At 37.8% G+C, this 16,646-nt stretch carries 11 protein-coding genes; 2 read left to right on the top strand and 9 right to left on the bottom strand.

What is annotated here, in order from left to right; all coding sequences use genetic code 11:
* Positions 1–27: 27 nt before the first annotated feature.
* The 3 genes from BGC7_RS06145 to BGC7_RS06135 are packed head-to-tail and all read right to left on the bottom strand — an operon-like array spanning position 28 to position 5,633.
* Positions 28–1,059 (bottom strand): LacI family DNA-binding transcriptional regulator, encoded by a 1,032-nt coding sequence (locus tag BGC7_RS06145; RefSeq protein ID WP_050700685.1) that lies wholly within the window; start codon positions 1,057–1,059, stop codon positions 28–30.
* A 34-nt stretch (positions 1,060–1,093) separates the two neighbouring features.
* Complete coding sequence (locus BGC7_RS06140) at positions 1,094–2,938, bottom strand: glycoside hydrolase family 13 protein (protein ID WP_050700684.1); 1,845 nt, start codon at positions 2,936–2,938, stop codon at positions 1,094–1,096.
* A 19-nt stretch (positions 2,939–2,957) separates the two neighbouring features.
* On the bottom strand, positions 2,958–5,633 hold the full coding sequence (locus BGC7_RS06135) for a 4-alpha-glucanotransferase (protein WP_050700683.1): 2,676 nt from the start codon (positions 5,631–5,633) through the stop codon (positions 2,958–2,960).
* A gap of 450 nt (positions 5,634–6,083) precedes the next feature.
* Here BGC7_RS06135 and BGC7_RS06130 point away from each other — a divergent pair, with 450 nt between their 5' ends.
* Both BGC7_RS06130 and BGC7_RS06125 read left to right on the top strand, forming a co-directional pair.
* Positions 6,084–6,869: a threonine/serine exporter family protein gene (locus tag BGC7_RS06130; RefSeq protein WP_050700682.1), complete on the top strand. Its 786-nt coding sequence runs from the start codon at positions 6,084–6,086 to the stop codon at positions 6,867–6,869.
* A gap of 6 nt (positions 6,870–6,875) precedes the next feature.
* Positions 6,876–7,385: a threonine/serine exporter family protein gene (locus tag BGC7_RS06125; protein ID WP_050700681.1), complete on the top strand. Its 510-nt coding sequence runs from the start codon at positions 6,876–6,878 to the stop codon at positions 7,383–7,385.
* Here the strand turns inward: BGC7_RS06125 and BGC7_RS06120 are convergent.
* Genes BGC7_RS06120 through smpB form a run of 6 tightly spaced genes read right to left on the bottom strand, consistent with a single transcriptional unit; the run spans position 7,382 to position 16,563 of the window.
* A complete protein-coding gene (locus BGC7_RS06120; protein ID WP_050700680.1) occupies positions 7,382–8,215 on the bottom strand; it encodes a metal ABC transporter permease in 834 nt (277 codons plus the stop codon). The two genes, BGC7_RS06125 and BGC7_RS06120, sit on opposite strands and share 4 nt — an antisense overlap.
* A 21-nt stretch (positions 8,216–8,236) precedes the next feature.
* Complete coding sequence (metH, locus tag BGC7_RS06115; protein ID WP_050700679.1) at positions 8,237–11,929, bottom strand: methionine synthase; 3,693 nt, start codon at positions 11,927–11,929, stop codon at positions 8,237–8,239.
* Between the two features lie 10 nt (positions 11,930–11,939).
* Positions 11,940–13,298 carry a DUF3329 domain-containing protein gene (locus tag BGC7_RS06110; protein WP_050700678.1) on the bottom strand — a complete coding sequence of 453 codons (1,359 nt, stop codon included), beginning with the start codon at positions 13,296–13,298 and terminating at the stop codon, positions 11,940–11,942.
* A gap of 11 nt (positions 13,299–13,309) precedes the next feature.
* On the bottom strand, positions 13,310–14,698 hold the full coding sequence (locus tag BGC7_RS06105) for a DUF3329 domain-containing protein (RefSeq protein WP_050700677.1): 1,389 nt from the start codon (positions 14,696–14,698) through the stop codon (positions 13,310–13,312).
* A gap of 3 nt (positions 14,699–14,701) precedes the next feature.
* A complete protein-coding gene (locus tag BGC7_RS06100) occupies positions 14,702–16,105 on the bottom strand; it encodes a DUF3329 domain-containing protein (RefSeq protein WP_050700676.1) in 1,404 nt (467 codons plus the stop codon).
* A gap of 2 nt (positions 16,106–16,107) precedes the next feature.
* Positions 16,108–16,563, bottom strand: a complete 456-nt coding sequence (smpB, locus tag BGC7_RS06095) for an SsrA-binding protein SmpB (protein ID WP_050700675.1) — start codon at positions 16,561–16,563, stop codon at positions 16,108–16,110.
* Between the last annotated feature and the right edge of the window lie 83 nt (positions 16,564–16,646).

Here is a 16,646-nt window from a genome sequence, read left to right as displayed (position 1 = left end):
TTATAGTATGGTTTTTATAAACTATTTCTATCCGTTTCCGTCCGGAAGCTTACGTGTTGTCTGCCGAGCTATCAACGAAGTCTTTATTATCTTATTTTTACGCGAAATATGTTCCGGGTTTTCTACTTTTTCAAGAATAAGCCTCATAGCTTCTTCTCCTACAGTCTGCGGATGTTGATCCATAGTAGTAAGCATAGGATCTGTATCCTGAGATATATTAGAATTAGAAAACCCAAATATAGATATTTCTTCAGGCACTTTTAGCCCCAATTGCTTTGCTGCAACTAATATCCCCGATGCCGTATAGTCATTCATGGCCATAAAAGCATCAGGGCGATTTGGCTCCTGCAATATTTCCATAGCCCTTTCATATCCTAAAGATTTTGTATCAGCAATACGTATCAGATTCTCATCCACCGATAAGTGATATTTGCGCAATGCATCTAAATACCCGTTCTTACGGTTTTTCGAAATCTCAAGGTGTGTTGGAGCTGAGAAAAAGGCTATACGCTTACAACCTGTTTTTATCATATATTCTACAGCAGTAAATGTTCCTGAGTAATCGTCTACCACAACTTTATCAGTATCTATACCTGTACAGATACGATCGAAAAAGATTACAGGAATATCATTATCTATCAACTCCTGAAAATGGCCATACTGTGTTGTAGTCTTCGATTGAGAGATTAGTACCCCACAAACACGAGCCTTTATCAAAGTTTGTACATTCCTTATCTCTTTATGATAATCTTCTAATGATTGACAAACTATCACATGATAATCTTTCTCTTCTGCCACAGTCTCCATACCCGAAAGGACTCCTGAAAAGAAATGATTAGCCAACTCGGGCACCATTACACCAATAATATTATTGTGCTGTGTACGCAGGCTTAACGCTAATGCATTCGGCTTATACTTATGTTTCTTCGCATATTCCTGAACCAGCCTTCTGGTTTCGGAACTTATATCGGGATTATCTTTTAAAGCCCTCGACACAGTCGAGGGCGATATGTTCAACTCTCTAGCAATATCTTTAATGGTAAGAGGGCCTTTTTTCATGAATTTTCAGATTTTGATACTTTCATAAAAGTAATCAAAATTCTAATATCATTACGCTTCTAGGCTTAATTGTTAATGTCTTACCAGTCAGGTTTATTATATTTTCACTAACAATATCTTTTGCTTGTGTTGCCGGTAGCACTTCTTTATAAGCAGACAGATCTATAACCTTCTCCTCATCTGTACCACTAAGGAAGACAACCACCGACTTTCCATTATACTCTCTTTGATATACATATACTCCATTGGTAGGTGCAAAGTGCTTTAAAGAACCTTTAGCTATAACATCATTACCTTTGCGCCAATTCAACAATTTGCGCATATAATCAAATGCTTCATTCTGATGAGCTGTTCTTTCCGAACGGTTAAAAGCATTTACTTCATCTCCAGCCCAACCTCCGGGAAAATCGCGGCGAAGATATCCATCTCCTTCGCTCTTATCGGCAGCCATTAATATTTCTGTACCATAGTATATTTCGGGAATACCACGAGTTGTCAATAAAAACGCAATCGCCTGTCTATATCTGTTAAGGTTGGAAGTCTGGCCTATATTTCTAAAAAAACGGGAAGTATCATGATTGTCCAAAAAGATTAATAGTTCGTGTGGATTTTGATAAACAATATCCTGTCCCAAATACTCATATATACGAGATAGTCCCTGATCCCACGTTGTTTGCTCATCAAAGGCTTTTTCCATCACACCCATCAGTGGAAAATCCATTACACAGCGCAGATTCGAATTGCGGGGAGCAGCTAACTTACTGTCTTTTTGCCAAAAGGCAACTGCAACATTATTATGAAGCCATGTTTCGCCGACAATATTAAAATCAGGATATTCTTCTGTAACTTCTTTACACCAACGAGACATCATATCGAAATCTGCATATGGATGAGTATCCTGCCTGATTCCATCAAGACCGCTATATTCAATCCACCAAATACTATTTTGAATAAGGTATTTTGCTACATGACGATTGCGCTGATTAAGATCGGGCATAGATTCTACAAACCAACCGTCGATAGCCAATTTCTTATCTGCTGCCGAAACGTATGGATCATGCTGTGTTGTAGTTTTATATGATGTTTGAACATATTTGTCAGGATAGTTGAACCAATCTCTCGATGGTCTGTCTGTGAAAAAGAAATGTTCACTACCACAGTGGTTGAAGATCATATCCATTACAACCTTCATCCCTCTAGCATGAGTCTTGTCTACCAGATCAACAAAGTCCTGATTAGACCCAAAACGACGATCTACTTTATAATAATCTGTGGTAGCATATCCATGATAAGATCCTTCGTCCATATCGTTCTCCAAAACAGGATTAAGCCATATAGCAGTAACTCCCAGATCGTGAATATAATCTATATTGTTACTTATTCCCTTAAAGTCGCCACCATGACGGGCATACTGCCCGTTTCTGTCCACTTTAGCTTCACGCATCCCTGCAACGACATCGTTAGAAGTATCTCCATTGGCAAAACGATCGGGCATTATAAGATACAGAACATCATTGGAGTTGAAGCCAATTCGGTTAGCTGAATTCGGTTTACGTTCACGAAGCTCGTAAGGAATCACTTTCTTATCCTTTCCCTGTTGCAGTACTATATCAAATTTTTCAGGTGATGCATCAGACAAGTCCAAATATAAAATTAAATAGTTCGAACTTTCCAGTTTTACTATTTCTTTCAGCCGTGCTGTTTTAGATGTTATGCTAACATTTGATTTTGCAACATCGCTACCATGTATGAGTACTTGTAGTTCTGCATTTTTCATGCCCGCCCACCAAAAAGCAGGGTCAACGGTCTTTACATCAATAGCGAGGATTGACTGTGTAATAAAAACAAAAAGTAATAAGATTAAACAGTTTTTCTTCATGGGTATAATTTATTATTATTTATTCTCTGTCGGATGACTTTATCATATTTCTCACATTCTCATTGAACTCAGCCGAGGCAATAAGCTCTTCCAAAGTGATGTGCATCCTGTATCTCCAATAATGTTGAGATATGGCAGGAATATTTATTCTTTCTTCTTCAGCAACGCTTCTTTTTAGTTTATCATCTACAGACAACCAGTCTTGAAGAGGAAGTATAACTAACATGGAAGGAGAGTTAAGATGGTTCATTAATATGTGTCTGCAAAGATCAGCTGAACAATCTTCGGGTGCAGGCCCTTGTTTCCATAGCACCTGATTGTAGTATGCTTGGGTAACTTCTCTATTTTCGTGCCACCAAGCTCTGATAGGAGCCATATCGTGAGTAGATGTAGTACAAACACTCAGATAAGGGAGATTCTGCAAATTATTAAACATTACATTCCTCGCTTTAGGCATGCGCTCTATCTCAAGACTCAGTATTTGCAATTCGTTCATTACCGATGGTACCGATTCGGGTACCATACCCAAATCTTCGCCACAAACAAGCATCGAAGTAGAAGATATGAGAGGAGGAAGTTTTTTCATTGCCTGATCACGCCAGTACTGATTGTGCCGATTATAGAAATAATCGTTATAGATACGATTGAAGGCATATTTTGCTCCTTCATCCAGATATTTGTACGAATAACTATATTGAGCAGTTATACGTGGATGGAACTTTTCAGGATCATGTTTATCTCGGATGAAAAGGACTTCGTTGCACAAACCGTATAAACCATCTCGGATACGGTCATTTTTTTGTCCTGAAAGGCCATTAAATATTTCTTTAATTTTGACTTGGCTATTGCAAGATTCTTTCAATTCGTAACGCTGCCATGCTATAGGGTGGAGATAGGCATCAATCACCTCTTGTGTGTATTCGCCGAAGAGATCGCCTAAAAAGCTTTCATGGATAAAAGGATGAGTCATACGAAAATCATCGAACCACATCCCAGCCGATTGTATCTCATTTACCGACAAAGGCAGAGCAGGACTGAAATAGCCAAGTAAGCCTTGTACCGATGACAATGGAATTTCCCATATCCGGAAAAAGCCCAATATATGGTCTATACGATAAGCATCAAAGTAATCAGCCATTTTGCGAAAACGCTTGATCCACCACTGATATCCGTCTTTAGCCATTTCTTCCCAATTATATGTAGGAAAACCCCAGTTCTGACCAAAGAAAGAAAAATCGTCAGGCGGTGCACCTGTTTGCACATCCATATTAAACAGATGGGGCTCAGTCCATGCTTCCACACTACAGCGACTAATCCCAATAGGAATATCTCCCTTCAATATCACATTGTGTCGGTGTGCATACTCTTTTACCTCTAATAATTGCTCGTGTAACAGGTATTGAACAAAACAGTGTAGATTTATCGCATCTCTGACAGTGGACTCTGTTTCTACCAGTTTTTGTAATTTCTTCTTATTATACTTCTTAGATGTCTTCCATTTCAAGAAATCGGAAGTCTTATGTTGATCTCTCAAATAAGAAAAACAGGCGTATGGGAAAAGCCACTCTTCATTATGCTTATAAAAGCTTAAATATTCTTTACTTTCAAGAACATTTTTACCCGATTCGTTGTATAAATCTGCAATATAAGATTGTTTTAAGCTATAAACTTTTTCGTAGTCTGTATCTTTTAGCTGATTCAACGCTTCAGCCTCTTTCTTATATTTATCGAATAATGCTTTATCTTTCAGCGGATAAGATTTCAAGCCCAAATAGATGGGATGTAAAGCATAGATAGATATGGCATTGTAAGGGTAAGAATCTGTCCACGTATGTGTATTGGTCGTATCGTTTACAGGAAGCACCTGTATTATTTTCTGATTAGTTACAGCAGCCCAATCTATCATTTTTTTCAGATCAGAAAATTCTCCAATCCCAAAGCTATCTTCAGAACGCAAAGAGAAAACAGGAATTGCAACCCCTGCTGTTTTCCAGTTTATCCAACCATACCAATAATCCAAAGACTCTACAAAAACAGATGTTCCCTCAGACTTAGCTGCTACAGACACAGGATATAATATCCGGTTTATTCCTTCTTCCCAATGCACTACCGTCTTTGCGACGGTATCATATATTGCTAACTTATATTCTTGAGGAGATTTTATCCATGTTTTATTTATTACAAGCTGCCAAATTCCATATTTTGTTGGAGAGAAATGTAATGCTTTTTCAGGCTCCCAGTTTCCCAGTTCTTTCGAATCTCCACATAATATCAATATTTGATCCTTATTGACATAAGGACAATTTACACTTAGAAGAATTGAATTTTTATTATATTTCAATTTATTGTCATCGTCGTGATAAAAGAAGCTGCCGGAAAAACCTGATGTATAAAGGAATTTTTGTTGAGGCGCATTCTTCCATGTATCTTTCACATCAAGAAGATCGACACCTTTTGTTTTCAGATATCGTCTTCCCCACTCTCTTCTTATTGTTTTAGAGTGATCTTTTATAAGATAAAAATACTCAGCATCGTCATCTGAAGTTTCAAATTCGACTGACCATTGAGATCCGGGGCTATATATCATCTCCAAGGATTTATTTTCATCAAATCCTCCTAATGAGGAAGACGATCCACAAACATGTACTGTTTGCCCCCAGTTTGTATAATAATTAATATGTAATTTAACTCTCATCTAAAACTTACATTTATGGTTATTAGATCAACAGGTTATAGGACTATATGTTTACCTAAACAAAACTACTGATTAAAAGACAAAAAGCACATCTTTCTCTTTTTATTTTAGACTAAAATAAATTGCAAACGATTGCATGAAAAAGCATTTTTCTGATGTATTAATTAAGATAAATGAGAGTCTGTAGGAGAATACATGCTAGTTTTCGTGTTTCCAAAACTTTATCTATAAAGAAAATACTTTCTTTGGTGCAATGTTAAACGTAATAAGTAAAAGACAGGTAAAAAGTGTACAAGTTTGTCAGGTTTTAGTTAAAATACTGATCAGTTAGCAGTAATCAGTCAACAGTTAGATATGTTACAGTATTACTTTTTATCGAGTAAGATGCAAATCTATATAGAACAAATTCTCGAAACTGTTATCTTTGCATAAAAACAGATCAGTAAAAAAATGTCGGAATACTACAAAAAAATACCAGCACAACGTTTTGCCGATTTAATATTGGATATCGGAACTTATCTTCTGGCATCGGGAGCTCACTGTGGGCGACTCAACAGCAACTTGGGGCGTTTGGCAACAACATGGGGTTTTGATGTGAATATGAGTCCAACATTCAGTGGCTTGTTGGTTACAGTAAAAGATAAGAATGATCCCGAGAATTCGATCACAAGATACAAGCTCTCCCCTCCTCACAACGTTCACTTAGCCATATTAACGGAAGTGTCTCACCTCTCGTGGAAAGTACAGGAAGAGAAATTACCTATCGAAGAGGTAGAAAAAGAGTTTATTCGTATAAAAAACAAACCAAACTATAAAGACCTGCCTGTTGCAATAGCAGTGGGATTTTCATGTGCCGGATTATGTCTGTTTTCAATGGGAGACATAATGAATGCTTTAGTAGCATTTGTTGCTGCATTCGTTGGGTTTATTGTAAAAAGCGTATTTGCAAAAAAGAAATTCAACCCTATGATATGTATTTCTATTGCAGCATTTACAACAACACTTATAGCGGGATTAGGACGCCTATACGGTATCGGCACTCACCCTGAAGCTGCAATGGCTACCGCTGTTCTCTATCTTATACCAGGAGTTCCTCTTATCAATTGTGTAATAGATCTGATAGAAGGATATTTGTCGTCTGCAATCAACAGGGCGCTGTTCGGAGGTTTCATATTGCTTTGTATAGCAGCCGGAATGACGCTCTGCATTACATTAATGGGAATAAGTAATTTTTAGAAAAAAATGGAAGAACTAACTATAATAAATATACTTCGCGATTTTGGAATTGCCTTCGTGGTAGGATTTTGCTGGGGTATACTTTTCGGTTCACCCAAACGCCTACTCTGGGTAGCCGGACTACTCGGCGGAATGGGGCATTGCATCCGCTTTATTCTTATACAACTCGATTTTGGCCTCATCACAGCAACTCTTGCGGGATCTGTCTTGATCGGGCTGGTAGGCATTTTTGCGGCTCATAGGGTAAATAGCCCGCCTGTTGTATTCACAATGCCGGCATGTATAACAATGATACCCGGTATGTTTGCATACCGCACAATGCTGGCAGGAATAAAAGTTACGGATATCTCTACTGTAGAACAGAATCCTCGGATATTGATAGAGATGTCACACAACCTTATGCTAACCATGTCTCTGCTGTTTACTCTTGCTATAGGAATATGTATAGGAGCACTACTGTTTCGCAAACAAAGTGTAAAGCACATTTCCTTCAAAGATATGATAGGAAAAGGTTAAGCCAATACTTTCCTTTGTCGTTTATGAACGAGCCTTACTAATGAGCGAGAAATAAGAAAGACTACTATTTGTGTAAAGATGATGAAAACCCCGGAAGGAACATCCAATACGGCTGATAGAAACAGCCCTGCGATACAGGCTAAAAAGCCTATAAGAATAGAGAGCAAGATCATCTTTACAAAGTTTGAGGTAAAAAGATTTGCTGTCATTTGAGGCACAGTTAGTATCGACATAAGGAGCACTATCCCTACAAGACGGATTGACAAGACAATGGTAATAGCAATACCCATCATCATAGTATATTTAATCAGATTGACTGGTAGCCCCCGTGTTTTGGCAAAGTCGGGATCGAATGCAGCAAAAAGGATTTGCTTACCAAATAGTGTAAAAACAAGTATAAGGACAAGTGACAGAATAGCCAGATATGTTATATCGAGCCTGGTAATGGTAAGAATATTACCAAAAAGATAGTCTGACAGATTGGGAGCAAAACCGGGTTTCAAGTATATGAAGATAATACCAATGGCCATTCCCAACGACCAGAATGAGCCTATTGCAGAGTCTTCCCGAACACCTTGCCGAGACGATAGCCATTCTATACCAAAAGCCGACAATATGGAAAAGATCATTGCAGACAGAATAGGATTCCATCCGAAATAGAACCCCATACCAATGCCTCCTAACGAAGCATGTGTTATTCCTCCGCTGATAAAAACAAGCCGGCGAATGACAATATAAGAGCCTATAATGCCACAGGCTATACTGGCAAACAAACTGCCCAGCAGGGCATTCTGAAAAAAAGGATAAGATATAAGATCAAAAAACTGCATTTGCTAAAGAGCCATTATTTACTATATAAGATTTGCTGCCAAGAATTTACGAATAAGTTTTGGATCTTCTCCACGCTTTTCGATATATGCTTCAGCCTGATCTTCAAGAATATTGCCTATATTAAAGTATTTCGACTTGGGATGAGAAATAATAATACCACTCACCGACGCATTTGGTAGCATAACTCCATTCTCTGTTAATTCTACTCCTATTTCAGTTGATTGTAGCAAATTTGTATTAAGTAAGAAATTGATAGACTGATCGGGAATAGAAGGATAACCCACAGCCGGACGGATACCCTGATACTTGAGAGTAAACATTTCGTTTACAGTTATATTCTCATCTGCCGCAAAGCCCCAATACTCTTTTCTTATTCGGGCATGAAGCCACTCTGTTGCAGCCTCCGCCAAGCGATCAAGAACAGATTTTAATAACAGAACTTTATACTCATCTCCTTGTCTTTCATACTCGCTCATCAACTCATTTGCTCCAACTCCCGCAGTAACAGTAAAGCCCCCAATATAATCTTTCTTTCCCGAAGATTTAGGAGCTACAAAATCGCAAAGAGAAAGATATTCTCCCTTGTCGTTCTTCTTTTGCTGGCGAAGCATTGGAAAACAAATATCATTAATATACAAGCATTCACTATCGCTATATGCGTCGAAAATACCAAAGACAGCATTTATATATCCGGCTTTATTGAACACAAGTTGGTCTAACAAAGCTTTGGCATCTTTATATAATTGCATGCCTTCCGATGCTTTTTCTCTCTCCGATTCGGGAAAAGAGTTTAACCAAGTCGCCCTGCATGCAGGACAATCATCTATATTCTGAACCGAGGCATAGCGTGCAGACAAGTTCCAAGAATGGAAAAAGAATTTCCAGTCTACATATGGAACAATCTCTTCCACAGGTATATTCTTCAATACCTGTCGACCATGTACAGATGGTTGTTGAGCTACATAATTGTTCCATTCTATTTTCATACCTTTTACAAGAACTTCGGAGAAAGGAAGTAAATCGGCTTTTTTGTCACCGGCTGTATCTCGCAAAGAGGCGTATTCGTCCCGCACTTCTTTTATATAATTTTCTTTAGTAGTAGGATTGATTAGCTTGCTCACTGCGGCAGGAGCTTGTGAAGCATCTTTTACATATACTACCGACCCATTATTATATTTCGGATCTATCTTGATAGCTGTATGCAGCTTGGAGGTGGTAGCTCCGCCGATCATCAGAGGAATGGAAAAACCTGCTTTTTCCATCTCATGTGCAACTATGCTCATTTCTTCCAGCGAAGGAGTAATTAATCCGCTAAGACATAGGATATCGGGCTGCTCTTCTTTCACCCTTTGTATAATAACTTCGGGGGGAGTCATAACGCCGAGATCTATCACTTCATAATTGTTACAAGCCAGAATAATAGCCACAATATTTTTACCGATATCATGTACATCACCTTTTACTGTTGCAATGATAAGCTTTCCTGCCTTATTGCTTCCCGAAGAAGACGCTTTTTGTTCTTCTAATACCGGTTGAAGAATAGCTACGGCACGTTTCATTGTACGAGCTGTTTTCACAACCTGAGGAAGAAACATCTTTCCTGACCCGAACAAATCTCCGACCTTATTCATACCATCCATCAATGGCTTGTCTATTATATCGACAGCCTTAGGATATACCTTAAGAGCTTCTTCTAGGTCTTCTTCCAAGTGATCACTGATTCCTTTTATCAAAGCATACTGAATACGTTCTTCGAGAGGAAAAGAGCGCCATTCTTCCACTTTCAGTTCTACAGTACCAGTTTTTTCATTCTTTATTTTTTCAGCATATTCTATCAACTCGTCTGTAGATTCCGGTCTGCGATTGAAAATCACATCTTCGACCAGATTCCTTAATTCGAGAGGAATATCGTCATACAATATAGATTGTCCCGGATTGACAATACCCATATCCATGCCTCGCTGTATAGCATAATAAAGAAATACAGCGTGCATAGCTTCACGCACATAATCATTCCCTCTGAAAGAGAAAGACAAGTTACTGACCCCTCCGCTTATTTTGGCATGAGGGAGATTCTCTTTTATCCAAGTAATAGTTTCCAGAAAATCGACAGCATAATTTCGATGCTCTTCAATGCCTGTAGCTATTGCCAATATATTGGGGTCGAATATTATATCCAGCGGATTAAATCCATCATTGACCAATAGTTTATAAGCCCTTTCACATATTTCGATACGGCGGGCAAACGTATCTGCCTGTCCTGTTTCGTCAAATGCCATCACAATAACAGCAGCACCATAGCTGCTAACTAAACGAGCCTGATGGAGAAATTCCTCTTCTCCACCTTTTAGGGAAATAGAGTTTACGATAGGCTTTCCTTGTACACACTTTAGCCCAGCTTCAAGCACCTCCCATTTGGAAGAGTCTATCATTACCGGAACACGAGACACATCCGGATCTGAAGCCATCAGATTGAGGAAAGTTGTCATTTCTTTTACTCCATCGAGTAAGCCTTCATCCATGTTCACATCCAGTACTTGTGCTCCATCCTCCACCTGCTTGTGAGCAATAGTAAGAGCCTCTTCGTACTTTTCTTCTTTAATTAGTCGAAGAAATTTTCGGGAACCCGCCACGTTTAAGCGTTCACCTATATTCATGAAGTTTATTTCGGGCTTTGCCTCTAATAGCTCCAATCCCGACAACCACATATATTTCGGCTTTTGGGCAGGAGTATGAGGTATAGCATCTTTCACAATATCTACATATTTTGCAATATGGGCGGGAGTAGTACCACAACAGCCTCCTATAATATTAACGAGTCCTTCGTCGATAAACTCTTTTATCTGGTTTGCCATTATCTCCGGCGTCTCATCATATTCTCCAAACTGGTTTGGCAAACCAGCATTAGGATATGCAGAAACATATGTAGGAGCAATACGTCCAAGTTCTTTCAAGAATGGCTTCATATCGGAAGCTCCAAACGAACAGTTAAGTCCTATAGACAGAAAATCGATATGACTTACAGAAGCAAGGAAACCTCCAATAGTTTGTCCCGACAGCGTACGCCCTCCTTTATCTGACAGGGTAACAGAAATCATTATTGGCAAACTGATATTACGCTCTTTTCTTACTTCTGTGGCAGCAAACAAAGCTGCCTTCGCATTCAATGTATCGAATATTGTTTCTATTAACAACAAATCGACGCCTCCGTCTACCAATCCTTCTATCTGTTCTTTATAAGCAAAATACAAGTCATCAAAAGTTACAGCCCTAAATATAGGGTTTTCCACCTTCGGACTCATAGAAGCCGTTTTATTCGTAGGCCCTATCGAACCTGCAACAAAACGAGGCCGATTAGGACTTTGTTGGGTATATTCATCAGCTGCTTTACGAGCCAACCTGGCCGCAGCAACATTTATTTCTCTTACCAAGTCAGACATATTATAGTCTTCCATAGATATAGAGTTGGCATTGAAAGTATTGGTTTCAATGATATCCGTTCCTACCTCAAGATATTCACGATGAATAGCCTCAATAACATCGGGACGAGTAAGGCTTAGTAAATCGTTATTTCCTTTCAACAGAGTGGTGTAGTCTTTAAATCTTTCGCCTCTGAAATCTTCTTCTGTCAGTTTATACTTCTGTATCATGGTACCCATTGCACCATCCAGAATCAGAATTCTTTCTTTTAATATATCTTGTATTTTACTCATTATCTCTTTCCTATTGAATAACTTTTACGGAATCTACAGCATAAAATGCTGCGTATTTCTTATTTAGCCAAAACTGAGAGTCGGAAGATAAGTCTTCAAACTCATATTTTGCAGGCAAAGTTATCTTATCTTTTAATACTATGTCTTTATTACCCTGTTTTTTCTGTGTTTCTATATACATTTCTCTCTCCTTGAACCGTTCTGAGAGAAAGTGAACATTTTTATATTTATTATAATAATCGATTACAAACCATAAAGAAAGAACTGATATAATAATCAGGCTTACATTCTTTATCTTATATTTACTAAACTCCAGATTGGCAAATAAAATACCTGATGCTATAACAATCAGCGTTACAATACCAAATATAGCCCGAGGAGGAAATATAGGCGATGCTGCCATAGACAGACACGCTACATGTGCCGAAACAAAGAACAACAAAGAGCCGCACAATGTTTTGTTCCTTAGCCCATCTTTCACTTGTTTTTTATATAAAAAGAATAATACTGAATATATAACAGACAGAGGCAATACATAGACCAAATATCTGTATCCTACCTTCATAATCCGATACAAAATATTTTCAATAAATGATTTATCTGCCAAACCCATACTCTCGTTCACAAACTCGGAACGAATGTAATTGCCGGGAGCAAGTACCATAAAAGCCCCTCCTACACATACGCCAACGAAACCACAAATAAACCATAGCGGAACTGCCCTTTTCCGATATCGAAGCAGAACGAACATTGCTACAATGAAAAAGACCTGAGCGACAAACATATTCTCGTTTGTCCAGCCGGCAATAATACCTCCTAAGAAGAATAGCAATAGGTATATATGATTATTATAAGTTCTGTCTGTGATGTAAAATGAATAATAGAGGTAAAGATAGGCGATAACGATCAATGTTCCCCAAAGATAATTAGCTGTTCCAACAAGCCACAATACAGTATTATTGAACGCCGGAAGAACAAGCCATAACACCAAACCCAAAATGAGGAACAGCCAAGCATCAGTTTGCCTTCCTTTGTTGCAAATGCAATATACGATATATAAATAAAAAACATAAGCCGCACTATTCACTAGATCGCTTACCAATAGTCCTGCCCACGAAAGCAGATGGGCTATGGCATGAACAACAGTACGACCTCCCCACGAGAAATATTGGTCGAGCAAACGTTGATAGATCTGAGATAGAACACAGCTATTCTCAGAATAAATATATCCCCAATCGTCAGCATAGAGAGGGTATAATCTATTCAAGATAAATATAAGGACAAAGAATAATAACACAAAAGCTAACAGTGTGGCATTTTTTCTTCTGCACCCTATTACTCTACTCTTTGAATTATCAAAATCTGACATTTATTCTTTCTTTACTTCGGAGCTTCTATTTTCACAGAATTTATTCCCCAATATTTTGAATATGCTTTTTCCCACAGATCTCCTTCGAGGTGAGGAAGGTCGTATACTTTCTGGATATAAAAAAATGAGCTCTGAGGCTCGAATCTATCATTAAAAATAAAATCTGTCTTTCCTTTCGACTTCTCTTTTATGATAAGCGCCTCTCTCCTATCGAAGACATTTCTTAGCCTAATTGTATCTTCTAAAGTAGAAGAGTACGAAATGACTAAAAAAACGACTAATGTAATACATACAACATAATTGAAGATATAAATAGGCTTATATGAAAAGTCAAGATTTGCATACAACAACAAAGTTGCTATAGTAAACAATACAATGATGCCAAACCATACCCTTTCTGGAAAAATGGGTGCGGCTGTCATAACCAGCATAGAAATAGTAGCCATACAGAAAAAGACAACAGACAAACGCAACACGCTCTGCTTATTTCCCTTATCTCCTATTTTCCAATACGCAACAAAGCTAACCAGATAGATAAGGGTAGGCACTATTCCATATACAAGGTAAGCCTTTGCAACAGACACAAACCGATAGAAATAGTACGAATAACTAAAGTTACTCTCATTGATGCCATGTACTATACTAAGCTCCATTTTGTTTCTTATATAATTACCGGGAGCAAGCAACATAAAACAGCAACCAATAACAACTCCAATAAAAGCAATGATAGCCCATTTCGGAATGTTTCTTTTTTCATACTTGAGCAAGGCAAAGAAAGCTACAATAAAAAATAGCAGGCCAACTACCAGATTCTCATTTGTCCATCCGGCAACAACGCCTCCCAGAAAGAATAAAACATATTTAAGAATGCTCTTTTCATTATTTTCTCCCGCCTTATGACGAAGGTAATACATACAAAACGGATAAGTAAAAGCTACAACAAATAAACACCCCCACAGATAATTTGCACTTCCTGTCAGCCAGACGATACTATAAATCAGTTCAGGAACAAGTACCCAAATAAGAGCACTGATAGCCATAAACAAAAGTGGATTGATCCGTCTACGGTAATCGGCTATAAAATATATAAATACGACTAATATAACGTATGCAATACTATTCAACAAATCGCCCCATGACTCGCCTAAATAGAGTAAATATTGAGCGATGGTGTGAGCCACTGATCTTCCTCCCCAAGTGAAATAGTGACAATACTGAGACTCTAAAACATCGAAAAATCCGGCAACCCGATCAGATGTGCGTCCGTAGACAAAAGAATATACCCAATCGTCAGTATATAAAGGGAAGAAATGATTTAGTACATATATACCCAGAAATGTAACGAGAATGGCTATATACAGAAATATCGTATTATATTTTGTTCTTTTAAGTTTGTCCATACTTTAGAAAGGATTAGCCTTATTTTCTTTTACTATAATAGTTTTTACTCCTTTATATTTCCCCAAACGAGTATCCCAAGCAGGATCTATAACCAACCAATCTTGGAGATCGAGGACAATCAGTCTCGAATCTTTCTGTTTGAATAATTCGTCAGTAATCACGATATCCTCAATACCTTTTCTCTTTTCTGTTTCTATCATTATATCACGACGCTGACACATTTCACTGAAACGCGCCAGCTCTGAATAGTTTTCGAAATAAGAAATCAAATAAATAATAAATGCAACTGTAAAAACAGTATAGCTAGCTATTCCGACTTTTTTACCCGAAAGGTCAATATTAGCAAATAGAACTCCCCAAGCAGTAATTAGCAGTATGAGTATACCAAACCAAGTTCTTTCAGGGAACATTGGAGCCCCAGCCATAACACAAGTAGCTACAATAGAAGAACTAAACAGAAGTAGAGACAGAGATAAATACTCTTTCTTCTTCTCTCTTTTTCCTTTTAACCAACATAGAACTAATGATAGTAAATATATAACGCATGGAATGAGAATATAAACAAACGACAGCTTTACGACTGTAACAAAACGATAAAAGTAGAATGACAGATTTGCTTCTCTCAAGTGATGTGCTACCCACAAGTCATTTTTGCTTCTGATTGCATTACCGGGAGCTAGCAGCATAAAAGCACAACCGACAACAGCCCCTATAAGCCCCAATATCATCCATTTCGGTATATCTCGTTTTTGTAAGCGGAGCAAAGCCAATAATCCGAAAAGAAAGAAAATGAGTGCAACTCCCATATTTTCATTTGTCCATCCGGCAAAAACACCTAAACAGAACAAGCCTAAGCGCTGAAATAATGTATCTTTTTGTCCATCCCCAATATAAGATGATACATAGAACCAAATAAATGAGAATAAGATAAGGCATCCCCATAGATAGTTTGCACTCCCTGTTGTCCAAAGTAGATTTTGTGACAAAGAAGGTAACGAAAACCAGATAAATATATTCACAAACAAAAATAACACAAGATTAGTCTTATTTCCCTTATTAGCTACAGAATACATAAGAAGCACAAGAGACAAGTAGGCAAGAGTATTTAGTACATTAGCCCACGATTCGCCCAGCCATAACATAAACTGCGCTATACTATGCAAAACAACTCTTCCTCCCCATTTATAATAGTGAGCATACTCACTCTCTAAAATATCGAGAATTCCATCTATTGGTTTCCCATTAGCCAGATTGAAAGAATAAAACCAATCATCGAGGTAAATAGGATAAAGCACATTTAACAGGTAGAAGAATATCCCAATAAGAAGGACTAAGCCTCCCAAAACTAACTTTGAGGCATTATTCTTATACCAAGTTATAGAAAATAAGTTTCGAGATGCGTTCATCTTTATTCACCCTTCATAGCTCTGTCCATAGCTCGCTTATCATCTTTTTCTCTCAAAGACTGACGTTTGTCATATTGTTTCTTACCTCGGGCTACTGCTATATTTACTTTTGCAAGTCCCCTATCGTTTAGAAAGAGACGAGTAGGAACAATCGTATATCCTGTTTCTTTGACTAATCGTTGCATTTTCCGCAATTCTTTCTTATTTAGCAATAGTTTACGATCGCGGCGCGCTGCATGATTATTGTACGATCCATAGAAGTATTCTGCAATATACATATTGCGTACCCACAATTCATCTTTTTCGAAAATACAAAAAGTATCTACCAAGCTAGCTTTTCCCAGACGAATAGATTTTATCTCGGTACCTGTAAGAACTATACCTGCCGTAAATGTTTCGATGAACTCATAGTCGAAACTGGCACGTTTATTTTTTATATTTATGTTTGATTGATCCACTGTTCTTTGTTATAAAATATGTGTTCATTATCTAAAACCTACAAAAATACAAATTTCAGAAGAAATTTTAATGAAATTACCGA

This window comes from Dysgonomonas sp. BGC7 (assembly GCF_001261735.1).
Classification (GTDB): Bacteria; Bacteroidota; Bacteroidia; order Bacteroidales; family Dysgonomonadaceae; genus Dysgonomonas.
This window is presented reverse-complemented; position numbering and strand designations above follow the sequence as displayed.